General features: G+C 62.3%; 24 protein-coding genes and 1 pseudogene. 9 read left to right on the top strand and 16 right to left on the bottom strand.

Translation table 11 applies throughout. The features are described 5' to 3' along the window. The first annotated feature begins 1 nt into the window (after position 1). Both tnpB and tnpC read left to right on the top strand, forming a co-directional pair. Positions 2 to 322, top strand: coding sequence for an IS66 family insertion sequence element accessory protein TnpB (gene tnpB / locus ACXJ16_RS04315; protein ID WP_463921458.1), 321 nt, complete (start codon positions 2 to 4; stop codon positions 320 to 322). A 129-nt stretch (positions 323 to 451) separates the two neighbouring features. Further along, positions 452 to 2031, top strand: a pseudogene (tnpC, locus tag ACXJ16_RS04310) (IS66 family transposase). Positions 2032 to 2045: 14 nt separating this feature from the next. On the opposite strand, the gene ACXJ16_RS04305 reads toward tnpC, so the two are convergent. After that, a complete protein-coding gene (locus ACXJ16_RS04305; RefSeq protein WP_463921456.1) occupies positions 2046 to 2582 on the bottom strand; it encodes a hypothetical protein in 537 nt (178 codons plus the stop codon). Between the two features lie 188 nt (positions 2583 to 2770). Here ACXJ16_RS04305 and ACXJ16_RS04300 point away from each other — a divergent pair, with 188 nt between their 5' ends. The 5 genes from ACXJ16_RS04300 to htpG all read left to right on the top strand — a co-directional run bounded on the left by ACXJ16_RS04300 (position 2771) and on the right by htpG (position 8213). Further along, positions 2771 to 2956 carry a hypothetical protein gene (locus tag ACXJ16_RS04300; protein WP_463921454.1) on the top strand — a complete coding sequence of 62 codons (186 nt, stop codon included), beginning with the start codon at positions 2771 to 2773 and terminating at the stop codon, positions 2954 to 2956. A 103-nt stretch (positions 2957 to 3059) separates the two neighbouring features. Then, on the top strand, positions 3060 to 3995 hold the full coding sequence (locus tag ACXJ16_RS04295; RefSeq protein ID WP_463921453.1) for a hypothetical protein: 936 nt from the start codon (positions 3060 to 3062) through the stop codon (positions 3993 to 3995). A gap of 64 nt (positions 3996 to 4059) precedes the next feature. Next, complete coding sequence (locus ACXJ16_RS04290; RefSeq protein ID WP_463921451.1) at positions 4060 to 4944, top strand: Shedu immune nuclease family protein; 885 nt, start codon at positions 4060 to 4062, stop codon at positions 4942 to 4944. Beyond that, on the top strand, positions 4941 to 5807 hold the full coding sequence (locus ACXJ16_RS04285; protein ID WP_463921450.1) for a restriction endonuclease: 867 nt from the start codon (positions 4941 to 4943) through the stop codon (positions 5805 to 5807). The genes ACXJ16_RS04290 and ACXJ16_RS04285 overlap by 4 nt, the downstream gene beginning before the upstream one ends. A 525-nt stretch (positions 5808 to 6332) precedes the next feature. Continuing rightward, positions 6333 to 8213: a molecular chaperone HtpG gene (gene htpG, locus ACXJ16_RS04280; RefSeq protein WP_463921448.1), complete on the top strand. Its 1881-nt coding sequence runs from the start codon at positions 6333 to 6335 to the stop codon at positions 8211 to 8213. Positions 8214 to 9069: 856 nt separating this feature from the next. On the opposite strand, the gene ACXJ16_RS04275 is transcribed toward htpG, so the two are convergent. The 3 genes from ACXJ16_RS04275 to ACXJ16_RS04265 all read right to left on the bottom strand — a co-directional run bounded on the left by ACXJ16_RS04275 (position 9070) and on the right by ACXJ16_RS04265 (position 10255). Then, the gene (locus ACXJ16_RS04275; RefSeq protein WP_132470068.1) at positions 9070 to 9543 is read right to left on the bottom strand and encodes an Hsp20 family protein; all 474 of its coding nucleotides are present in this window, start codon (positions 9541 to 9543) and stop codon (positions 9070 to 9072) included. A gap of 209 nt (positions 9544 to 9752) precedes the next feature. Continuing rightward, on the bottom strand, positions 9753 to 10022 hold the full coding sequence (locus ACXJ16_RS04270) for an usg protein (RefSeq protein ID WP_054436086.1): 270 nt from the start codon (positions 10020 to 10022) through the stop codon (positions 9753 to 9755). Then, positions 10019 to 10255: a hypothetical protein gene (locus ACXJ16_RS04265; RefSeq protein WP_054436085.1), complete on the bottom strand. Its 237-nt coding sequence runs from the start codon at positions 10253 to 10255 to the stop codon at positions 10019 to 10021. The genes ACXJ16_RS04270 and ACXJ16_RS04265 overlap by 4 nt, the downstream gene beginning before the upstream one ends. 271 nt (positions 10256 to 10526) lie before the next feature. Between ACXJ16_RS04265 and groES the strand changes: the two genes are divergently transcribed. After that, positions 10527 to 10841, top strand: a complete 315-nt coding sequence (gene groES, locus ACXJ16_RS04260) for a co-chaperone GroES (protein ID WP_463921753.1) — start codon at positions 10527 to 10529, stop codon at positions 10839 to 10841. A gap of 56 nt (positions 10842 to 10897) precedes the next feature. Next, positions 10898 to 12517 carry a chaperonin GroEL gene (gene groL / locus ACXJ16_RS04255; protein ID WP_463921447.1) on the top strand — a complete coding sequence of 540 codons (1620 nt, stop codon included), beginning with the start codon at positions 10898 to 10900 and terminating at the stop codon, positions 12515 to 12517. A gap of 335 nt (positions 12518 to 12852) precedes the next feature. On the opposite strand, the gene ACXJ16_RS04250 is transcribed toward groL, so the two are convergent. The 12 genes from ACXJ16_RS04250 to ACXJ16_RS04195 all read right to left on the bottom strand — a co-directional run bounded on the left by ACXJ16_RS04250 (position 12853) and on the right by ACXJ16_RS04195 (position 22912). Further along, the gene (locus ACXJ16_RS04250; protein ID WP_463921445.1) at positions 12853 to 13044 is read right to left on the bottom strand and encodes a helix-turn-helix transcriptional regulator; all 192 of its coding nucleotides are present in this window, start codon (positions 13042 to 13044) and stop codon (positions 12853 to 12855) included. After that, positions 13041 to 13274, bottom strand: coding sequence for a DUF2274 domain-containing protein (locus ACXJ16_RS04245; protein ID WP_463921444.1), 234 nt, complete (start codon positions 13272 to 13274; stop codon positions 13041 to 13043). Before ACXJ16_RS04245 ends, ACXJ16_RS04250 begins: the two co-directional genes overlap by 4 nt. 4 nt (positions 13275 to 13278) lie before the next feature. Next, positions 13279 to 14571 (bottom strand): TraB/TrbI/VirB10 family type IV secretion system protein, encoded by a 1293-nt coding sequence (locus ACXJ16_RS04240; RefSeq protein ID WP_463921443.1) that lies wholly within the window; start codon positions 14569 to 14571, stop codon positions 13279 to 13281. Continuing rightward, entirely contained in the window at positions 14568 to 15425 is an 858-nt protein-coding gene (trbG, locus tag ACXJ16_RS04235) for a P-type conjugative transfer protein TrbG (RefSeq protein WP_463921441.1), read from the bottom strand. Before trbG ends, ACXJ16_RS04240 begins: the two co-directional genes overlap by 4 nt. Then, complete coding sequence (trbF, locus tag ACXJ16_RS04230; protein WP_463921440.1) at positions 15422 to 16195, bottom strand: conjugal transfer protein TrbF; 774 nt, start codon at positions 16193 to 16195, stop codon at positions 15422 to 15424. The genes trbG and trbF overlap by 4 nt, the downstream gene beginning before the upstream one ends. Before the next feature lie 3 nt (positions 16196 to 16198). Then, the gene (gene trbL / locus ACXJ16_RS04225) at positions 16199 to 17524 is read right to left on the bottom strand and encodes a P-type conjugative transfer protein TrbL (protein WP_463921439.1); all 1326 of its coding nucleotides are present in this window, start codon (positions 17522 to 17524) and stop codon (positions 16199 to 16201) included. A gap of 173 nt (positions 17525 to 17697) precedes the next feature. Further along, positions 17698 to 18447 carry a P-type conjugative transfer protein TrbJ gene (gene trbJ / locus ACXJ16_RS04220; RefSeq protein ID WP_463921438.1) on the bottom strand — a complete coding sequence of 250 codons (750 nt, stop codon included), beginning with the start codon at positions 18445 to 18447 and terminating at the stop codon, positions 17698 to 17700. Between the two features lie 26 nt (positions 18448 to 18473). Then, entirely contained in the window at positions 18474 to 20921 is a 2448-nt protein-coding gene (gene trbE / locus ACXJ16_RS04215; protein WP_463921437.1) for a conjugal transfer protein TrbE, read from the bottom strand. After that, the gene (locus ACXJ16_RS04210) at positions 20915 to 21115 is read right to left on the bottom strand and encodes a VirB3 family type IV secretion system protein (protein WP_231635456.1); all 201 of its coding nucleotides are present in this window, start codon (positions 21113 to 21115) and stop codon (positions 20915 to 20917) included. The genes trbE and ACXJ16_RS04210 overlap by 7 nt, the downstream gene beginning before the upstream one ends. A gap of 56 nt (positions 21116 to 21171) precedes the next feature. After that, complete coding sequence (locus tag ACXJ16_RS04205) at positions 21172 to 21501, bottom strand: TrbC/VirB2 family type IV secretion system protein (protein ID WP_463921436.1); 330 nt, start codon at positions 21499 to 21501, stop codon at positions 21172 to 21174. After that, on the bottom strand, positions 21501 to 22514 hold the full coding sequence (gene trbB / locus ACXJ16_RS04200) for a P-type conjugative transfer ATPase TrbB (RefSeq protein WP_463921435.1): 1014 nt from the start codon (positions 22512 to 22514) through the stop codon (positions 21501 to 21503). Before trbB ends, ACXJ16_RS04205 begins: the two co-directional genes overlap by 1 nt. Further along, positions 22511 to 22912: a CopG family transcriptional regulator gene (locus ACXJ16_RS04195; RefSeq protein WP_463921433.1), complete on the bottom strand. Its 402-nt coding sequence runs from the start codon at positions 22910 to 22912 to the stop codon at positions 22511 to 22513. Before ACXJ16_RS04195 ends, trbB begins: the two co-directional genes overlap by 4 nt. Positions 22913 to 22919: the final 7 nt, after the last annotated feature.

Raw genomic sequence — 22919 nt, 5'->3', positions numbered from 1 at the left:
CTTGGCAAGCAAGCCGGTCAGCATGCGGCTCGGCTTCGACGGGCTGGCGGCATTGGTCCGCCCCCTGTTCGCGGTCGAGCCCTACGGGGGCCATGTCTTCCTGTTCCGGAGCAAGAGCGGCAACTACCTGAAGGCGCTGCATTGGGATGGGACCGGGCTTTGCCTGTTCGCCAAGCGTTTGGAACGCAGCCGTTTCGTCTGGCCGCCGCTCATCGAGGGCGGTGTCGTGCTGACCCCAGCCCAGTTTGCGCTGCTGATCGAATCAATGGATTGGCGGCGCACGGTGCCCCCCGATCCGCCTCGCCTGCCGGTGCAGATTTGACGCGATAATCGTCGCATTTCCGGGCTTTCTGCTTGGGCGGAAGGCCGGATTCTGCTAACAGGAAGCGTGTCTCCCGACGATCTCGAACTCCCTGTGGATCCCGCAGAACTGCGCGCTTTTGCCGAGGCGATGCGCGCACGTCTGGCGGCTTCGGAGCAGGCGCTGGAAGCCGAACGGGCGGCCCATGACGCGACCCGCGAGAAGCTCGAGACGGCCCAGAACTCGATCAAGCTGACGGCGCTCCAGATCGAGAAGTTCAAGGTCCAGCTGGCCCGCCTTCGGCGCATGAAGTTCGGCCAGTCTTCGGAGCGCCTTGCGCTACAGGCCGATCAGCTCGAACTGACGCTGGAGGACCTCGAGGCCGAACATGCCCATGCTGAGTGTGTGATCGAAGGCCATGTGCCCGACGATGCCCCGGCAAAGGTTACCCCTCGCAAGCCTCGCCGTGCTCCGCTGCCCGACCATCTTCCTCGCGACGAGGTTATGCACGCAGCGCCGGATGCCGACGGCTGCTCCGCCTGTGGGGGCACAATGGGCAAGCTCGGCGAGGACGTGACCGAAGTGCTGGAGTATGTCCCAGGTCGCTTCCGCGTCGTCCGTCATGTCCGCCCCAAGCTGTCCTGCAACCGCTGCGATGTAATCAGCCAAGCCCCGGCTCCGGCGCTTCCCGTACCGCGCGGCCGTGCCGGCCCCGGCCTACTGGCCCACGTCATCGTCTCCAAGTTCGCCGATCACCTGCCGTTATACCGCCAGTCGCAGATCTACGCCCGCGAGGGCGTCGAGATCAGCCGTTCGACGATGGCGGACTGGCTGGGGCAGGCAAGCTGGTTGCTGCAACCGCTGGTCGATCGGATCGCCGATCACGTCATGGCCAGCGTGAAGCTCCACGCCGACGACACACCCGTCCCGGTGCTGGCGCCGGGGACCGGGAAGACGGCAACCGGGAGGCTATGGGTGTATCTCCGCATAACCGACGATGGAGCCATCTGGACAAACCGGCAGCGCTGTTCCGCTACAGCCCGGATCGCAAGGGCGAGCGACCGCGCGAGCATCTCAAGACCTTTGCAGGCTTCCTGCAGGCGGATGCCTATGCCGGTTTCGAGCGTCTCTACGCGAGTGACCGCCAGCCCGCGCCGATCACGCCGGTTGCGTGTTGGGCCCATACCCGGCGCAAGCTGAACGATGTCTACAAAGTAGACCCGAACTCGGCTGCGCTCGATGGGCTGCAGATGATCGGTGAGCTTTACGACGTCGAGCGGCAGATCGTGCGCGAACCCGCGGATTTTCGTCGCAAGGCTCGGAAGCTTTCGAAGCTCAAGGCGCTGGATTTCTTCGCCTGGGCTGAAGAGGTGCTTTCCAGAGCCTCAGCCCGATCGCCGCTGGCCGAGGCCCTGCGCTACGCGGTTAAGCTGAAGCCGCAACTGCTCGCCTACACCGACGACGGCAGGCTGGAGATCGACAACAATCCGGCGGAGAATGCGCTGCGAGGTATATGTCTCGGCAGGAAGAATTGGCTTTTTGCAGGCGCCGATTGCGGCGGTGAGCGCGCCGCCGCGATGTATTCGCTTCTGGAGACGGCCAAACTCAACGGCGTCAATCCGCAGGAATGGCTGGCTGACGTCCTCGATCGCATCGGCAAGGGCCATCCCATCAACCGGATCGATGAACTGTTGCCTTGGGCGTGGAAGGCAACGGATCGAGTAACTTGAGATGAGGCCACCAATTATCGGGTGACGGACCTAATGGTGGTCATGGTCTGATCGTTGCCGCATGCAATTTCCAGCATCGTTACGCCGTCTCCAGTTTGAGTAACTGGCGTCCAATCTTGACCTGATGGGACAAGTTTGGGGTCGTGCAAATCCGTCACGATATAGGTGTCGACGAGCATCATCCGCCTAGCGCAATCGAAGTGTTCGCGTCGCTTTATAACGGGTTCCATCCTCAACTCGGTGTCGACGGATGCAACGTCGCCATTCCGCTGTGCTGAGGAGAGATCGATAAAGCGCGGCCCCTGATCTGTTTCAGACAGACGACGCCAGCGCGCCACCGATCCTAACGACGTGGTCAGGCACTCATAGTCCTCCGCGAGCAAGCCAGATCGGCCAGGAATCAGCTTATACTCGTTATTGCATCCCGCACCGGCAACATTCTCGGCATCAGAACGCGCGTCCCACTCAACAAATCTTTTCGCGTAGCGATCGGCAGGATGGCTGCATCCGCTGATCGCCATAAGCACCAACAATGAAATCGCAGGCCGCATTTCCACTGCTTGCCTCCGATCCAATCAACAGCGCAACGAAAATCGTTGCTCTGGGGTGACCTCTTAGCAACTCCCCATACTGAACGCCCGTTGTTTCCCGGAACGAAACCCAAAAAGCAGGTTCCATTCGCGGAGACCGGACGCTTACTTTCCTCGAACATATCGGGATCGGGCGACGTACGTTCGAAATGGCGGTCGAATGCGCCTTCGACCTGGTCTGCCAGCTCCTCGACCGTAATCGTCGCTTCCTCCTCGGCACCACAGAACGCGCACTCCGCCATGATGCCGTCTTGATAGATCAACCCGCGGAGGAAGTCCTCGGCGACACAGCTGCGGCAAACCCGTTCCTCATTATCATTAACATCCGCCATTGATTCCTCCTGCGGAAGATCGCGCTAACGAGTGAGCGTAGTATTGTCACTTTACGTAAGGTGGATTAGATACGTCAAATAATGATTCTACGTGAAGGGATACCTTATGGAGTTCCGCTCGCCTACCGTCGCCGCCCAGCAGAACGCCGAGGCCATCGCCTATCTCACCAAGAACCTCGCAGACCAGGACGCCGGTCGCGCACAGGTCAATAAACTGATCCAAGAACTCGGTAACGCCGTTGATCGCTATCCGGACTGGCATCCCATCCTCACCGCGCCCGCGCACCCGGCTAGTGAGCACATCTCCAGCATAGAACAGCTCGAGGCCTATAAAGGCGTCGACCATACACGGGAGTTCGTCCGCGGCTTCGTAACCTGCCCTTATTCGCCTGAAAGAGCCGATAAGATCGTGGCTTCGGTTGGGAAAATATCAGGCCTATATGCGCGCAGGCTCGACACGCCGCTTTACATGGACAATGCCCACCCAGTGGTCGTCGTCGCCATGAATGTCGAACTGGAGGCCGATGGCACCATCCGGAGCCGAGACGCGCTCGCATGGTTCGTGCAGCGTGCAGCCGACTCTGCCAACGGCGCACAGGTGGCGGAGACCTGGTGGAACATCCGCTCCCTTATTCTGGGCAAGCCACACGGTTCGCGATCGTCGCTCTTCGTAAATCAGCATGCTGGCCTTCACATGCGAAAAATTCTGGAAGCGATGAACGCAAGCGGCATGTTCGGCCCCGTCTTCGAATATTCGCTCGACATGCTGTCACCCAAGAAACGCGATGCCGTCGCTCGGACACTTCTGCGAACCGCCATAGACGCCTGGGATGGGGAGAGCCCCTCATTCGAATTCGAGCTCCGCGGCGAGACCTGCAGAGCCGCCATTCGGGACACCTGGAGCGACGGCATGGAACTGTCCATCCGCATAGAGATCGGCAAACACGACCTCTATGTCACTGGATTCCATTACCCAAAGGACGACAAGATCACTCATTCGGACCCCACCGGCCGCCGCGATGTCGCGGAAAAGTTCTTATAGGATCCATGCCCCGAGCAGTTGCCCGTTTCGCCGCCGCTAACAACTTGAACAAGATACTGTCATCATGCGAGAAGTGCCCAACGAAGTGTTAGCCTCCGCGTTCGAGGACCTTCTCGACGACGTGGACAAAGACGAAAACGACATTCAGACGTTCCTAGAACAGCACACCGAGCTGCTCGACACTAACCCTTGGCTGCTCAATCACCGCCTGCACATGAACTGTGTGATAGCGAAGTTCCCGATTGGCGACCGAACGGCTGACTTTGCCTATCTTACCAAATCATCCGATCGATGGACCCTTGTGCTCGTCGAGATCGAGCGTGCCAACAAGCAGCTCTTCACCTCCAGTAGCAAGCATGTCGGCAACTCGTCGGCGTTCAATGAGGCGCTCGCCCAGACAACCGTATGGCGCGACTATTGGGAGCAACATCAACAGGAAGTGCGTGAGCGTCTTCTGCCGCTGCTCGTCCCGCTCCCCATGGCGCGGAATCGTATCGAACTGCGTCGAGTGCTGGTCATCGGTCGGTCGACGGGCAAGGATTTCAGCCAGGCACAGCGCGATCGTATCGCCAGCATCGAGGAGGATCAGAAAATTAAGATCCTCACCTACGACTCGCTCCTGCGGAGCTACCGATCCGGATGGGGCGAGAAGAAGTGCGTCCTGTCGCCGCGCTCCACCGGCTATGCGATCAAGCACTTGGACGGCCCGCCCAAGCTGATCTTCGCTTATGTCCTGCCCGAGCACCTCACTGTGCCGGCATCGATCGAGGCACAACTCAAGGCGGAGGGCTATCAGATGGACGCGTGGCGCAACAATCAGTTGCTGTGCTTCAATGAGAAATGGGCAACCGAGCCGACCGACGAGGAGGCTGGCGACGTGCACCCTGCGGTGCGCAGTGTCATTCGCGCCGCCGAAAGAGCACGTCCATCAAAGGGGAAGAGGCCATGAGCAGCTTGCGCTCAATCGAGCTTGGGATGATCGACGAGGTCTTCCGCGGCGGCGAGAAGGGCTATGTGCTCGATTTCTCGAACCGGACCTTCGCCGAATTCTTCGTGCGGGAGCTCGATGTCGACATCGACGCCCCTCAATACGCCGCCGATGGCTCCTCCAAAGCTAAGCGGTTGCGCTGCTTTCTGGGGCAAGTGGACGACGGGACGGCAGCGCGGACACTGCGCGTTCTTTGGGAGCAACGTGAGGCGTTCCGTGTGCCTAGCACGCCGGATCCAATGCCTCGGGCAGCCGCTCAGGTCGCCGGATTAATCGCTAGGCTCGAAGGCACCGCTCCGCTCACGCCAGAAAACGTTGTGCCAGCGCCGATGCTCGATGCGATCGATTTCGCACGGCTGCGAGACCGGCTGATCGCCATTCGTGATCTTGAGCCGCATCGCCGAGGCTATGACTTCGAGGGCTTCCTCACCGAACTTTTCGACGCCTTCCGTCTGAAAGCACGCGAGCCCTTCCGCCTCGATGGCGAGCAAATCGATGGCAGCTTCGAACTCGGAAACGAGACCTACCTAGTCGAAGCGAAGTGGCTCAACCGCAGGGTCGGCGTTGCTGAACTCCACACCTTCCACGGCAAAGTGGAGCAGAAAGCGTCTTGGGCGCGTGGGGTATTCATCAGCTTTGGCGGCTTCACTGAAGAGGGGCTCAGAGCGTTCGGTCGCGGCAAACGCGTGATCGGTGTTGAGGGCAAGGATCTTTACGATGCGCTGGACCGCTGTATCGGCATCGATCGGCTGCTGGCGCTTAAGGTGCGCCGCGCCGCCGAAACCGGGGAAGTATTCGCGCCACTCGCAGGTTTAATTCCCTGAGTCGTTGAACGCACGGGCGCAAAGCCGACTGGCTGATCTCCGCGACCCGGAGCCGATCCGGATATTCGACTAACGGCCAGCCTTGGGTATCCAGAACGGGAAAGGAGACGGGCCGCACCTGGGAACGCAAAATCGACGGCTGAATGGCGGCAAAGGGTCGGTCACGAAACCGCACGCCGACCCGATCGAATGCCAGCTATCTCGTTCCGCGTCTTCGAAACTGTCGTTCTGGACAGTCCAACATCCCAGCCACTCGGAGCCGCTTTGAATCTGGAGAACATCGCCTACTTTGGCGGTGCCAAGACCAGGGTCGAAGATCAGCTGTTTTGGCCCAGGCAGCGCGCAGAATCGAAATCCCAACGGCGGTGCTCCTAGACTGACCCTCACAAGGTCCCAACACGCCTGCAAGTCGGCCTTAGAACGGTGGCTCCCGCATAAACCCTTATCACGCTCAACGCCTTGACGAGAGCCCAGGGGCTTTCCATCTGACCGGGGCAAATCTGAACCATGCGAGCCAAGGATACGATGACGACAGATTCCGCTATCGCCTCTGAAACCCGCGCCTTCGAGGCGGATGTCTCCAAGCTGCTGCACATGATGGTCCATTCGGTCTATTCGGACCGGGACGTATTCCTGCGCGAGCTGATCTCGAATGCCGCCGATGCGTGCGAGAAGCTGCGCTATGAAGCGATCGCCAACCCGTCGCTCCTGGGCGACGGCTCGCAGCCGCGGATCACCATCACACTGGACAAGGAAGCCGGCACACTAACCGTTGCGGACAACGGCATCGGCATGACCGCCGCCGACATGGGCGAGACGCTCGGCACCATCGCTCGCTCCGGGACCAAGGCGTTCATGGACAGGCTCTCCGCAGACAAGAATGGAGAAGGCCAGCAGTTCATCGGTCAGTTCGGCGTCGGTTTCTATTCAGCGTTCATGGTGGCGGGCAAAGTCGACGTCGTCTCGCGCCGAGCGGGCGAAAGCAGCGCGGCGAGCTGGTCCTCCGATGGACTTGGCACTTACACCATCGCGTCCGTTGATGCGTCGCAGGCGCCTGCGCGCGGAACCAAGGTCACTCTCCATCTTCTGGACGATGCGAAAAGCTATGCGGAGCGCTACAACGTCGAGCGGATCGTCAAGGCCCAGTCGGGCCATGTCCCAGTCCCCATTTTCATCGAGGAAGCCGGAAGCGACGAGGAAGCGCGGCAACTCGCGGACGGCGCGGCGCTGTGGACCAAGCCGAAGTCCGAAATCAGCGAGGAAGAGTACACCGACTTCTATCGCGGCGTGGCAGGCCAGTTCGATAAACCCGCCTTGACGCTCCATTACCGGGCAGAGGGACGGCATGAATATTCGGTGCTGACCTTCATTCCGGAGAGCAAGCCGTTCGACCTTTTCGATCCCGATCGCAGCGGGCGAATCAAGCTTTACGTCCGCCGCGTGTTCATCACCGATGAGGCGGAGATCCTGCCGCGCTATCTGCGCTTCGTGCGAGGCCTCGTCGATTCCGCGGACATGCCGCTTAACATGTCGCGCGAGATGATCCAGGACAGCCCCGTCCTTTCGGCAATCCAGAAGGGCGTGAGTAACCGCGTTCTTTCGGAACTGGAGAAGCTCGCCGACGCCGAGCCCGAACGCTACGCGGCGATCTGGGAGAACTTCGGGGCCGTGCTGAAGGAAGGTCTCTACGAGGACTTTGCCCGGCGCGAGACCCTGCTCGGCCTTGCTCGCTTCAAGACCACCACGTCGAACGGTGACTGGCGCTCACTCAAGGATTACGTCTCGTCCCTGAAAGAAAACCAGACGGCGATCTACTATGCGACGGGGACGGACCTCGAACGGATCGCCGATTCCCCGCAGCTTGAGGGTTTCAAGGCACGCGGCATAGAAGTGCTGCTGCTGCCCGACCAGATCGACAACTTCTGGACGTCAATGGGCGCGGACTACGAAGGCAAGCCGTTCAAGTCGGTTACGCAGGGTGCGGCCGATCTCAGCCTCATTCCCCTGGCTGAAGGTCGCGAGCCAGCCAAGGCCGCGGAAGATGTGACGGAGTTCATCGATTTCGCAAAGGAAGCCCTGGCAGACCATATCTCCGATGTTCGGATCTCCGACCGCCTGACCACGAGCGCGGTTTGTATTGTCGCCCCCGACAACGCGATGGACCTCCAGCTCGAGAAGATGCTGGCGTCTGCGGGCCGCGCGCCGGAACGGGCGAAGCCCATCCTGGAAGTCAACGCCGGGCACACCCTGATCGGGAAGCTGGCGCAAAGCAGCGCCACAGACGATGAACGGCGCGACCTTTCGTTTCTTCTCCTCGACGAAGCCCGGATCGCCGAGGGTGAAGCGCCGGCCGACCCACGGGCATTCGTGGAGCGGCTTGAGCGCTTGATGGCCAAATCTCTATGAGGCCGGCGAGGGGAGCCGCTTGGCTCCCCTCCGTCTTGCCACGCTCATCAACCAAGAAGCTTGGTGACTGAGGGTAGTGTGGCTGCGCGAGCTTACTCCCGCGTCTTCGTCAGCCGCGTTTAACTTCGTCGTATATAGAACGACAGATCGATTGGCCATTGACGCCCTGTCACCAGGGAACGCGTCTCGCACGCATGCCGATAATAACGCTTCTGCACGTCCCGATAATCCAACGGCCGGCGGATTGCGATCCACAAGCCCGACTTCCGACCTATAAGGATGGCCAACCACCTCAAATATCGGCTGATCGAGGTGCGCGGCCCGCCGACTGATCATTCGCACCGCTTTGCGCTACCAGTGCCGAGCAATCCGAGTGCTAGGAAATGTACTTTCTCGTTCGTTCCGCTTCGCGATGGGAGCGAAATCTGACGCTAATTTCGGTGTCGGATCGACGGATCACGGAACATGGCGGTTCGAGCAGCCCAAGGGCGACGCCGCGCGAGAACCGCGTGAGTTCGGTGCTCGTCAGCGCATAGAGAGTCAGGTCCGAGGGATCAATCTGTCTCATCCTCTTTGTCTCCACTCTGCCGCGCAAAGCCTCGGAAAAGCGTACGGAGCCGTCCCGGTCGGCTCTTCCCCTCGCATCACAAATCCTTTGCACCATCGTCCAGGACTGCTTCTCCTTTGCCGTATGAGAGATCACCGTTTCGGTGGATTAGAGCTGCAAGTCATTCGCTGCCCCCATGGACGCCGTTGCGCCCCGGCGTGGCGGGATCGGTCGCGAGTGGCACTCTGGCCTGTCGCCGCCGCGAAAGGAATTGGGAAAGACGCGACACCGACAGGCCAGCAACCAGGGTCAGGCAGCTTCGCTAACCTGATCCTTCGTCTCGCCAAGTCGAGCAGTGACCGGCTCGCCGCCGCGGATCTCGATGCGCCGCGGCTTCATCGCCTCGGGCACGACACGTTTGAGATCGACGGAAAGCAAGCCGTTTTCGAATGTGGCATTTCCGGCTTCGACGAAATCAGCAAGCTGGAACCGCCGCTCAAAAGAGCGCGCCGCAATGCCGCGATGCAGATACTCGCATTTGCTGTCGTCTTCAGCGCGCTTGCCGGTGACAATGAGCAGGTTCTGCTGAGCGACCAGTTCGATATCTTCGGGTCTAAACCCAGCGACCGCGAGCGTAATGCGGTAGCTATCCTCGCCGAGCTTCAAAATATCGAAGGGCGGATAGCCGTCCTCCTCACGCGCGCCTGCTTCGAGCAGATTGAACAACCGGTCAAAACCGACCGTCGAGCGCTGATAAGGCGTAAAGTCAAAGTTGGTTCTCATTTTTCCAAATCCTCTGTTGAGCGATCTGGGCATGAGCTACGCCGGTAGCAAAAGAGCCGGCGTTCTCCATGACCCACCGGGCCCGAACGCGGCGCCCGGCAATCGCTAGCTAATGTAGTCGAATTCCGCTTCAAGATGGGGCTCGAAGATTTTTTGCAGAACGGGATGCATCGGCGGCAACGGCGTCTCATCCCTGGCGCGACAGAATATCATTCCAGCCGCAGGACATGGTTCACCGGCCGCCATTCGGTCGGTCGGATCAGACGGTCATGGGCGATTCTGACTGAATGGAGAGCGCCCTCGATCTCGCGCCGCCAGTGGTCGAGAAAGTCGAACAGCACCGGAAAATCAGGCGCAAGGTCGTATTCCTGCCAGATGAACAGTTGCAAGATCGAGGGCGCATCCGGAAGGTAGAAATGAATTTCCGCAGTCGTCAGCCCGTAACCTTCCAACTGCGCCAGAAAGCTGCGGTCCATCATTGGCGCGAGCGGATCGGATTCTCGCCTCGTTCAAGATCGCGCATTGCGGCAAGGATGTCGTCGATCGGTACGGCGCGTTTCGCACCGGGCGGTTTGCGCAAGGCGGGCTCATTTCGGACCGCGGACCGATCGGAAGCCCACGATGCGAGTATGGCACGCTTCACTTCCGGCTCCAGGCTCGGGTGATGTGCAACATCGAAGGGGTGAAGAAAACGCGAGAATGGCTGCGACATGGCCGTCTCTCCTTTCCTTGAGTCGCGGTGATCAAGTGCGCGGTGATGCCGCACACGAGATATTTTGGTGGTTCATTGAGTCGCGTCAAGATGCCAATGCAGTGGCTGCATGCCGCTCGAACGCGCGCTGTTGGCACTCGTTGGGCGGGACTGCCAAAATTTTTTTGGCACCCTCTTGAAGCGCAAAAGGGGTTTTCATAATTTGCCCGCACCTGTCGCGCAGAAGAGCGATAGGCCCATCACATCTTGTTTTGCATCTGGAGGTTTTGCCATGCATTTCCGCCCCTTGCACGACCGTGTGGTCGTCCGCCGCATTGAAGCTGAAGAGAAGACTTCAGGCGGCATCATCATCCCCGACACCGCCAAGGAAAAGCCGCAAGAAGGCGAAATCCTCGCCGTCGGTCCTGGTGCGCGCGACGATCGCGGGCAACTCGCCGAACTGTCCGTCAAGGTCGGTGACCGGATCCTGTTCGGCAAATGGTCGGGGACCGAGGTCAAGATCGATGACGAGGATCTGCTCATCATGAAGGAGAGCGATATCCTTGGCATAGTCGAAACCCAGGCTGAGCTGAAGCAGGCGGCCTGAGCTCGCCTGCCGTCCCTCAAACGTTCAGGAAGGAAAAATCGGAAAGGAGTTTGGCAATGGCTGCCAAGGAAGTAAAGTTTGCGTCCGATGCGCGTGATCGCATGCTGCGCGGCGTGGATACGCTGGCCAACGCAGTGAAGGTGACGCTGGGGCCCAAGGGCCGCAATGTCGTGATCGAGAAGTCGTTCGGTGCGCCGCGCATCACCAAGGACGGCGTCACCGTCGCCAAGGAAATCGAACTCAAGGACAAGTTCGAGAACATGGGCGCGCAGATGTTGCGCGAAGTCGCCAACAAGCAGAACGACAAGGCCGGTGACGGCACCACCACCGCCACCGTTCTGGCCCAGGCGATTGTTCGTGAGGGCTCAAAAGCGGTCGCCGCCGGGATGAACCCGATGGACGTCAAGCGGGGCATCGATCTCGCGGTGAACGCCGTCGTCAACGACCTCGAAAGCCACGCCAGGAAGGTAAGCGCCAACAGCGAAATCGCGCAGGTCGCGACCATCTCGGCTAATGGCGACGAGGAAGTCGGCCGCATTCTTGCCGAGGCGATGGATAAGGTCGGCAACGAAGGCGTCATCACCGTCGAGGAGGCCAAGAGCCTCGCGACCGAACTCGAAACGGTCGAGGGCATGCAGTTCGACCGCGGCTATCTCTCGCCCTACTTCGTCACCGATCCCGAGAAGCTCAAGGTCGAGTTCGACGATCCCTATATCCTCATCCACGAGAAGAAGCTCTCGAATCTGCAAGCGCTCGTCCCGCTGCTCGAGAAAGTGGTGCAGTCGGGTCGCCCACTGCTCATCATCGCCGAAGACGTCGAAGGCGAGGCGCTGGCGACCCTGGTCGTCAATAGGCTGCGCGGCGGCCTCAAGGTCGCGGCGGTCAAGGCGCCGGGCTTCGGCGATCGGCGCAAGGCGATGCTCGAAGACATCGCCGTCCTCACCGGCGGCAATGTCGTTAGCGACGATCTCGGGATCAAGCTCGAGACCGTCACCGTCTCGATGCTGGGTAGCGCCAAGAAGATCATCATCGACAAGGATAACACGACCGTCGTCGATGGCGCGGGCTCGCGTTCCGACATCGATGCCCGCGTCGCCCAGATCCGGGCGCAGATCGAAACCACGACCAGCGATTACGACCGTGAGAAACTGCAGGAGCGTGTGGCCAAGCTCGCGGGCGGTGTGGCCGTGATCCGCGTCGGTGGTGCCACCGAGGTGGAGGTCAAAGAGCGCAAGGACCGCGTCGACGACGCGCTTCATGCGACCCGTGCTGCCGTAGAGGAAGGCATCCTGCCGGGCGGCGGGATCGCACTACTGCGAGCATTGAAAGCACTCGATGGTCTCAAGGTGGCGAACGACGATCAGCAGTCAGGCATCGACATCGTTCGCCGAGCTCTTCGGGCACCCGTCAAGCAGATCGTTGACAATGCCGGCGAGGACGGCGCGTTTATCGTCGGCAAGCTGCTCGAGAGCGAGGACTACAACTGGGGTTTCAACGCTGCCACCGGCACGTACGAGGATCTGGTAAAGGCTGGCGTCATCGATCCGGCAAAGGTCGTGCGTACTGCGCTCCAGGATGCAGCGTCGGTCGCTTCGCTGCTCATCACCACCGAGGCGCTCGTGGCCGAACTGCCGAAAGAGGAGAAATCTGCCCCGATGCCGGCGATGGATTATTGACGTTAGACGGGGCCGGCGTACCAGCTGGCCCCGGAGTCTCTGATTCCATCGACAAGCAAGGGCTTCGTCGACCTCCTCTTCTGGCAGGCAGCTTGGGAACCCTGAGAGGGAAAGCTGCCCGTCCGCACCTGGGCAACAAAAATTGCCTCTGAACGCCCGATAAGGGTCGACGACCGACATCTCAGTACGAGCGCCATGAACGGCGGCCAGTCAGAGAAGATTGACCACAGTCTGGGGGTCTTTTCGCGGCCACGCTCCGTTTCAAGTGAACAAGCACGAAAAGGAGCCGACGAGCCGAACTTCCCGAATTATCTGCAAAGCTTCGTTCCTGTCATTCAAGATCGTCGCCGACCTTCCATCCATGTGGAAATCTCGAAATCGCTCCATCGTGAGGCGTAGCTCGTTGGCTTATATGGCCGCGGAAACGTGCCCTGTTGGATCAGCTTGTAGATGCTTGTTCGGCCCAATCCGATTCGTGCCTCCACTTCCTGGATCCGGAGAAAGCGATCGCCAGATTGCCCGGTCATGATTGGCTTCCCGAGTCGAGCTCGGCGCGCGCCTTTGCAAAGGCTCGATCGCTGCTGAGGAATGCGGCCAAGATTGCTGGGATCAAAGTCGCAACCGGCTCTTCGCGTCCATAGGTCGAAGCATAAATGCGAGCGTAGTCACGTAACGCGGCATCCAGTTCAGGCATGACATGAATCGAGAGCTTAATCGGTTTCCGATCCGGCAAGGCCGCCAGTTTGATTTCCGCCACCGGCTCACTCCTTCAGTTGGCGCCAAGGCGCTAGGATAAGGTCACGCTGAACAACCAGGCGTACCGGAGCTCCGGGACGGATGGTGATTGTCGGTTGGATCTGCAGGCTGCGAGAAACAAGCTGATCCCCTGCCCGCGAAACGCTTTGCTGCGTCGACTGCCGGATTGCCTGCACCAGGTCGCTCTCGCCAGTGAAGGTCAGCTCTGAGCCCACCCCGAGGAGCGTCGAGATCGCCGCCCCCTTGATGACCTCCCAGGTGTGGGCATCGACCTGATCTTCGAGCCCAGCATATCCGGACATGTCGGTCGCGGGCACGTTATCGAGGCGGATCGAACTGCCGTCGGGCATGACGATGCGCTGCCAGACGATCAGCGCTCGCTTCTGCCCAAATGCAATAAGGCTGTCGTAACTCCCGATCAGTCTGGCACCCTGAGGGACGAGCAGGGTTCGTCCCGTTGCACTGTCGAACACCTGCTGCGTCACTTGAGCAATCACAAGACCGGGCAGGTCCGAGCGAAGCCCGGTGATGAGGCTCCCTGCTATCACGCTCCCCGCAGACAGCATGTTCGCCGAAGCCGCCGGCGTAAGCGCGTGCGGCTCAACATCGCCGCCGGTGCCCTTGGCAGAAACAAAATCAGCCTTGCGCTGCTGCGCATTGGGATCGGCATCGAAGTCGATCGCCAGTTTTCCCCCGGAAACGCCGGCGGGGGTAGAGGTAGGAAGAACTGCGGGATCCAAGCTCGCCGCCGCAGCTGGGGACTTTGCGCTGGCGAAGAACAAGCCGGACCGCCGCGCCGACTTCCTCTCCTCCTCTGCCCGATCGGTACCCGGCTGCGGTGCCGGAGGCGGTCCCGGAAGGACCGTTGAGATCGGCGTCACCGCCGCACCTTGCTTCTCGACGATGGCGCGGCCGAGATCGCCGGGCAGCGGGGGCCCCAGCTTCGGAACTTTGTCGTAGCTGTCGGGGAGCGCGCTGATTGCGTCGCTGGGCGCCTTCGCAGCATTGGCGCCATTGTCTGGGGCGCCGGCGAGGCGAAGATCGAGGGGACCTAGCGCATACCAGGCAGTTCCCGCCACGATGAGCGAAAGCGTGCCGGCCATGCCGACGATTACTTCCCGCTTGAAGCGGATTGCGCGTGGCGGCTTCGAGCGGAGCGCCAGTGTCTCCGGATCGACCTTGGCTTGCGCGGCCGCAGGCGGGTTTACCACACCTTCTTGGACATCCACGGCCTCAACGGCTTCGGCTCCTCCGGCCTGCTCAGGTAGAACGGTCGTTGACTTCAGCTCCTCGCTCATCGCGCCCTCCCCTGAACTCCGCCCTCAGTCACCCGCTGGATGCGAACGACCTGCTGGTTCTTCGTGCCGAGCCGCAATTCGGCGGCGGTGAAAATCCGGTCGACGACATAGAAACGGCCCGAGAGGCGGTAATTCACCAGCTGGGCCGTTCCCTTCTCGTCGACGAGGAAGAGTGGCGGCGCTTCGTCGAGCACGATGCTCGCCGGGAGCTGGATGAAAGTCTGGTGTCCATCGTCGAATGCGCGGAGCGGTCGCCAGGTCGGTTTGTCGCCGGAGATCTCGTAGTTGAAGTGGAGGTTTTCCGCGGAAAGCCCGGCGGCAATTGGCTTGGCAGCTTCGGCAGCGGCTGCCGCCCGCTTGATCGCGACCAGCTCGTCGGTGGGATAGGTCCAAGACAGCGCAGACATCGCCGAACCGCCGCTGCTCGAAAGTGCAAGATGGTAGCTGCGCCGGTCGGTGGTTATGACGAGGTTGGTCGAGAGTCCCTGTGAATAGGGCTTCACGAGAATATGGGTTCGCTTGCCCTCGCCCTGTCCGCTCGTCGTATCACCGATCACCCAGCGCGCGGTATCGCCGCTTGCAACCGCCACGAGCGATTCGCCTGGCTGGAGGGCGATATCGGTGACGCGGTCAGGAGCCGTCATCACGTGGTAGATGGCACCTTCCGCAAAGGCCTGAAGCTGGACCGCCTGAACGAAGCGGCTGGCCTGCGGTTCGATCGTCGCGGCCCGGTTGGCCCGGTCGACGATCGCCGCACGCGAGATGTCGGCGGGAGCCGCAAACGCAGGCTGGTAAAGCGCAGGCAGCAGAAGAGAGCCCACTCCGAAAGCAAGCCGAGGGAAACGCAGTTTCATGGCAGTATCTCCGATGCAGGCGGGGTGATGTGTTCGGGCGACGACGGTGCGGGTCGCGGCGCGACAACCGGCTCGGTCGCCACCCCCGGTTCGAGCTCACGGCTCCAGTCGATGGCATCGACGTAGATCCCGAGGGGATTGCGCCGCAGGACGTCGGCACTGCGCGGCGGCCGGGTCAGGATCGTGAGAATCCCGGTCCAGTGGCTCGTGCCCGCTTTCGCGCCGCGTTCGTATGCCGTCTCGATCCATTTCACCTGGAACGACTGGTCCGAGGCACGTACGACGCTTGTCACCTGGACAGAAACGCTATGCTGGCCGAGGTTCGCGAACGGATCGGCCTCGCGGGCGTAGCCGTCGAGGAAGCGTGTCCCGCGCTGGCTGGCAAAATCGTAGGCCGAGAGCCAATCCCGGCGCATCAGTACCGGATCGAGCGACACGCCGCGCACGCATTCAATGAACCGGGCCAGGTGCCAAGCGATCTGCGGATCGCTCGGCGTGGCCCCGACATCGGCCTCGTTGACAGCCCTCGCCTCGCCGAGCTGATCGACTTCGACGACGTAAGGGACGACGCGGCTCTGGAGCGACTGCCACACCAGCGCTGAAGCCATGACGCCGGCCATGCCGAGCGTGCCGAAGGCCATCAGCCGCCAGTTGCGAGCCTGGACCCGGGCGGCGCCGATGCGATCGTCCCATACCTGCCCTGCCCGCTGGAATGGTGTCTCGGGCTCAGGAGTTCGTCCGTAACGCTGGACAGCGCGCTTGAAGATCATCGATCAGTCCTCCTTTTCCTTGATGTCGGGGTTGGCGGCGGCACCTCCGCGCTCACCATCCTTCAAGGTGGAGAGCGCAATTTGGCGGTGATGGCGGGTGTCCTGCTGGCGGCGCAGATCGCGCGCCCAGCCCGGAGCTGAAGTGCTTGCGGATGCGTTGGTGGGAGCGCCTCGGGCCTCGTCGCCGCCGGGTGACCCTTCCGCGCCCTCGAAGGCGGCGCGAGCTGCGGAGCGTCCGCGCTCTGCGGCCTCACCAATACCGAAGGCCTGGCTGGCCTTTTGGCGGGCCGCGCTGCCGGCCGCCTTGGCCATACCGCCAAGCCCGGCGCCGACGCTCTGCGAGCTGGCAGCGGATTGGCCCATGCTCCACGATGTCGAAGCCGCCGCCCCCATGCTGGTGCCGGCGCGAACAGCGCCGAGCGCCGCGCCGCCGACGAGCTTTGCTGCTCCCGCAGCACCTCCTGCGCCCATGGCGATGATCCCCGCCGCACCAACACCTGTGCCAAGCGCAGCGCCGGCACCAAGCTGCGGCGCGCCGGCGACGAGGCCCGAGGCGATGGAGGGGCCGAAGATGCCGAGCCCGAACAGCGCAAGGCTGGCGAGCACCAGGCTCAAGGTCTGCGCAATGTCGGGCTCTTGCCCCTGCAGAGCCGTCGTGAACTCATCGAAGAAGTTCGAGCCGATCCCGACGATGACGGCCAACACCATCACCTTGATTCCCGAACTGACGACATTGCCCAGCACACGTTCGGCCAGAAATGCGGTCCGGCTCCACAGCGCGAAGGGAACCAGGATGAAGCCGGCGAGGCTGGTCAGCTTGAATTCGAGGATGGTGACGAAGATCTGAACCGCGAGGATGAAGAAGGCGAGGATCACCAGCAGCCAGGCCAACAGCAGCACGACGATCAGCAGGAAGTTGTTGAGCAGGCCAGTGACGCTCATCAGTTTGGACGCGTACTCGACGAGCGGCCATGCCGCCGCGAAGCCCGTACCAGCCAAACGCCCCGGCTTCAGCAGGTCGGCCGCCGTCAGCACGCCTCCGCCCGCCGTCAGCCCGGCCTGGGCCAGCGAGCGGAAGACGATGTCGCCGAGCGCAGAGAAATTACCGATGATGAAGGCGAAGGCGCCGACGTAGAGGATCTTGCGGATGAAGCGTCCGAGGATGTTGTCCTCGCCGCCCATCGTCCAGAACAGCCCCGCCAGGGTCATGTCGATGCCGATCAGCGTCGCGGTCAGGAAATGGACGTCGCCGCCCAGCAGCCCGAACCCACTGTCGATGTAGGCGATGAAACTGGTCATGAAGCGGTCGATGACGTTGAGGTCGTTCATGGCGCTGCACTTTCAAAGCGAGAGCGAATGCTGGGGCGAAATCCGGCAAGCCGGGGTGTCGCGGGACGCGGCCAGGGGCGCGGAAAACCGCGTCCCGCGACGCGGTGACGGGAGAGGCGTTCCGTCACCGCAAACGATGTTAGGAACGGAGCCGGCGGCAGCCGGCCTCCTCGTCAGTTCGGCGTGTAGGCCGTCCCGCTCCCGAGGAACTTGGCGGTGGCCGCCTGCGCATCGCTGGCCGCCTGCGCGCGGTTGGCCCGCTCGAGCGCGTCCGCCCGGTACTGTGCGGCCAGAAGCTGCTGGATCTGGAACTGCTGCTTGGCGGTCAGTGCCAGAAGCTGGTTGGTCGCCTGGCTCGCCTGGAGCGCGCCTTCAGCGCTCTGGCTGCGCTCAACCATGCCCGAAAGCGCCGAAGCATCGCTCTGGATGTTCTCGACGACCTGCGCCTGCACGGTCATGGTGTGCTGGTAGGCGGTCATCTCGGTATCGAGCCGCTGCCGCGCGGCCGAAACCTGGCTGCTTAGGGAGAGCGATCCATTGCTGGTGGGATAAAGCTGACGGAACTGCTGGTTCAGCGTCGAGACCTGGAACCGGATTCCCTGGGCCTGCCCCATCAGGACATCGATCTGCTGGAGCGTCTGCGTCAGCGCCTGAAGTTCGGGAAACCCGATCCTCGTCAGGTTCTTGCCTTGGTTCAGAAGGCTCTGCGCTTCGTTCTGCAACGATCTGATTTGATTGTTAACCTGCTGAAGCGTGCGGGCTGCCGTCAATAGGTTCTGACTGTAGTTCGTCGGGTCGTAGACGATCAGCGCGCGGGCCGGCTTTGTCGGGAACGAGACGGCAGCGAATGTCCCGCCGAGCGCTACAAGTGACATCAATCCGGCGGCGGCGAGCGAGGGGCGAGTACGCGTTTTCACGATCATCGGTCTTCTCCTTGGTTGAAGCTGGATCAGAAGGCGCCAGGCACTTGGTACGAGGCAGCAAGGTCCGCGGCCCAGGCGGCGTCACTCCCCCCGAGGAAGCGGCGCAGAAAGCCATAAGTGCCGTGTTCGGCGATGATCCGGTCGATCCGTTGCTGCACGGCCGGGCCGGAGGACCCGCAAAGCGCGAGGGCTATGGGGCCGAGCCCAAGTTCGAACAGGCGGTTCCCCCGTGCCGACTGGAGGTAGTAGTGATGCTTGGGAGTGGCCCGGGCGATGATCTCGATCTGCCGGTCGTTGAGCCCGAAAGCCTCGTAGGCCTCACGCGATTGCGGCTCGATCGCTCGATCGTTGGGCAGGAATATCCGCTGCGGGCAGCTCTCGATGATCGCCGGCGCAATCGAACTTTGCGCCACGTCGGCCAGGCTCTGCGTCGCAAAGAGAACCGAGACGTTCTTCTTCCTGAGTGTCTTCAGCCATTCGCGGATGCGGGTGGCGAAGATCGGATCATCAAGCAGGCTCCAGGCCTCGTCCAGCACCAGCAGCGTTGGCCGCCCATCGAAACGCTGTTCGATGCGGTGGAAGAGGTAGGTTAGGACCGGCGCGACCAGCCCCTTCCTTCCCATCAGCGCCTCGGTCTCGAAACACTGGACGTCGTCATTGGCCAGGTACTCGCGGGCCGCATCGAGCAATCCGCCGAACGTACCTTCGAGGGTGTAGGGAGCGAGCGCCCTTCTCAGATCGTTCGACTGGAGTAGGAGCGATAGCCCGGTCAGCGTGCGCTCGTTCTCGGGCGCGCCGGCGAGGTTGGTCAGTGCCGACCAGACGTGGTCTCGCATTTCCGGAGAGGTGACGAGCAATTCGTGGGTGAGGAGGTCGAGGATCCAGTCTGCGGCCCAACTGCGTTCGACCGGATCGTCGATACCCCGGAGCGGCTGAAAGCTGAGGCCGAGGAGTTCATCGGCTCCCTGGCCCAGAGCATGGTGCGTCCCGCCCATCGCCAGAACGGCGGCCCGCGCAGAGAGGCCCATGTCGAACATGATAATCTGAGAGCCGGCATAGCGGCGGAACTGGCAGGCGATCAGCGACAGCAGCACGGACTTGCCCGCTCCGGTCGGCCCGACGACGAGCATATGCCCCACATCGCCGACGTGGGTTGAGAAGCGGAACGGAGTCGAACCTTGCGTTCGCGCATAGAAGAGAGGCGGGCCGCCGAGATGCGTATTCCCCTCCTGCCCGGCCCAGACGGCCGAGAGCGGCATCAAGTGTGCGAGGTTCAGCGAATGGACCAGGGGCTGGCGGACATTGGCGTAGACCTGACCGGGCAGCGACGAGAGCCAGGCTTCGACCGCATTCACGCCCTCGCGGATGCAGGTGAAGCCGAGGCCGTTGACCACGCGTTCGATGGCACGGACTTTTTCCTCGACCCGGGCGCGATCCTCATCGGCAACGGTGATCGTCGCGGTCAGATAACCGAAGGAAACGTGATCGCCACCAAGCGCCTGCAGCGCGGTATCGGCATCGATCACCTTGTTGTCGGCATCGCTGTCCACCAGTTGGGTCGGCTGGTTGTACATGACCTCCCGCAGCAGCGCGGTGATCGACTTGCGCTTGTTAAACCACTGGCGGCGAAGCTTGGTCAGCACTTTGGTGGCGTCGGACCGGTCCATTGCTATGAAGCGGGTCATCCAGCGATAGCCAAAACCCTGGTGATTGAGGGCATCGAGTAGACCCGGGCGGCTCACATTGGGGAAGCCCGGCAGGGTCAACGTGCGAACGTGGAGCCGGCCGAGCCGGGGCTCAAGGCCGCCGATGAACGGCGTGTCCGCCAGCACGGCGTCAAGGTAGACCGGCGTCTCCGGGACAGCGAGCTGGACCGCCCGGTCCGTCACCGTGTCGTGAAGGTAGGACAGCGTTTCTGCGCTGGAGAGCCCGCGCACTTCGGGCATGAACCCGGCGAAGAGATCGAGGATACGGTCGGTCTCGGCGATGAAGCCGGCAAGCGCCGTGCGCCAGTCGCGCCCTCCCCGTTCCCCTCCCTCTGCCTCGGGGCGCTCGATCAGCGAGCGACCAGCAGCGTCCCTCGAATCGGCCGGTGGCAGCCAGAGCAGCGTGCCGGTGAAGACGCTCTCGAAAAGATGGCCTTCGGCCTCGAACGCCGCGCGGCGCTCCTCGTCGATCAGCCAGGAAGCCGCGTCGAAGAACTGGCTCTGCGGGTAGGAGGAGACCTCGCGGCGATGGGCCTCGAAGAATATCGCCCAGCCTGAGCCGAGGCGTCGCAGGACATTGTTGGCCCGGGCACAGGCGCCGACCAGTTCGGCCTCGGTCGAGCTTTCGAGGTCAGATCCCCGGAAAGCAAAGCTGCGCTGGAAACTGCCGTCCTTATTGAGCACGACGCCGGGGGCAACCAGCGCGGCCCAGGGCAGATGATCGGCAAGCCGGTCGAAGCGGGAGCGATATTCGGCAAGGTTCAACATGCCAGGTATCCTTTTTGCCGGAGGTGGCGGATCAGGACGTTCGCGAATTCGGGATCGCGCCGGGCGGCGAAGACCGCGAGGCTGTGCCCGATCGCCCAAAGCGCGATCCCGACCGGCCATTGCTGGAGGCCGAGCCCGAGCGCGGCGGCGAGCGTCCCGTTGACGATCGCGATCCCGCGCGGAGCCCCGCCCATCAGAATGGGCTGGACGAGGCTCGCGTGGATCGGTGTCTCGAAGCCTTCGATGTGGCTCACGAAAGGAGTGCTCCTCCGCCGAAGCTGAAGAACGAGAGGAAGAAGGATGAGGCGGCAAAGGCGATCGACAGACCGAAAACGATCTGGATCAGCTTGCGGAAGCCGCCTGCGGTCTCGCCGAACGCCAGCGCCAGGCCGGTGGTGATGATGATCAAAACCGCGACGATCTTGGCGACCGGCCCCTGGACCGATTCCAGCACCTTCTGAAGTGGATCCTCCCAAGGCATGCCCGAGCCGCTGGCGAGCACGGGAGACGCCAGGACCGACGCGATAGCGATGACGATAAGGCCGTTCAGATCCCGGCCAGCGATATGGAAGACACGCATTAGCATTCTCCTTCAGGTTGAGGCTTGTTTGGGGTGTTGGAAGTTCGAAGGGCGTCGATGACGCGGTACTCGCCGCGTTCATCGAGGCCCGCGACGCGGGCGATCGTCTCGATCCGGCGAGCAGCGCCGCGGCCTGCAATGAAGACGACCATGTCGATGGCCTCGGCGATCAGCCGGCGCGGAACGGTGGTGACTGCTTCCTGGACCAGGCCATCGATCCGGTAGAGCGCGGCACGCGCGTTGTTGGCGTGGACAGTGGCGATCCCGCCGGGATGTCCGGTGTTCCAGGCCTTGAGCATGTCGAGCGCTTCGGGCCCACGCACTTCGCCGACGATGATCCGATCCGGTCTGAGGCGCAGCGTCGAGCGAACGAGATCGCTCATCGACACCTTGCCCACCCGCGTGCGCAGCGCGACGGTATCGGCAGCCGGCGATTGCAACTCGCGGGTGTCCTCGATGAGGATCACCCGCTCATCGAGACTGGCCATCTCCGCCAGCAGCGCATTGGCAAGCGTGGTCTTGCCGGAACTGGTGCCCCCGGCGACGAGAATGTTCGCCCGTTCGACAACCGCGCGCGAAAGGAACCCGGCCTGTTCCAGCGTCATGATCCCGTCGCGCACGTAATCGGCGAGCGTATGGATGCGGGCGGCGGGCTTGCGGATCGAGAAGCAGGGCGCGGTGGCGACTGGAGGAAGAAGGCCCTCAAAGCGTTCGCCAGCGCCCGCGCCGTGCGCCGGGAGTTCAGCCGAGACGATCGGGGCGTCGGCGTGGACTTCGGCACGGATATGCGAGGCGACAAGACGGACGATGCGTTCGACCTGTGCAGGTTCGAAGCGGATATCGGTATCGACCCGCCCTTCCCCGAGCACATCGACGCGCAACGCCCCGTCCGGGTTGACCATGATCTCGATGATGCGCGGATCTTCGAGCGCGGCGCGAATGGCGGGGCCCATGGCGGTTCGCAGCATGGCTCGGCGGCGTTCGGCCGAGACGACGTCGGGCGTCTCGGTCATGCGCCTTCTCCCGATTTCCGCTCGGGCAGGGTCCGCTTTCCGGTGGCGATCTGGCGGCCGACCTGGGCCACGAAGGCTTCGAAGCGCTCCCGGCCAACGGCGCGGGCCGCCACGTCTGCTTCGGGCAGCGGGGCCGTCACCGAAAGCTGGTAGCGGATGAAGAGGGCCAAGCTTTCGAGGACGACGTCGATGTCGCGCCGGCTGCCAGCTATCTCACGAGAGAGACGGTCGAAGCGCAGGCGCAGAAGATCGTCGATCTCGTTCGAGCCTTGTCGCGCGATCCATGCCTTCAACGCGTCATTGACCAAGCGGCTCTTGTTACCGCGGGTGCCAGCTGCCAGACGATCGAGCGCCACCGTCACATCCATGTCGAGGTAGAGGTTTTGGCGGATTTTCATGGGCTCT

It is taken from the genome of Novosphingobium sp. TK71, from assembly GCF_055361505.1.
This window is presented reverse-complemented; position numbering and strand designations above follow the sequence as displayed.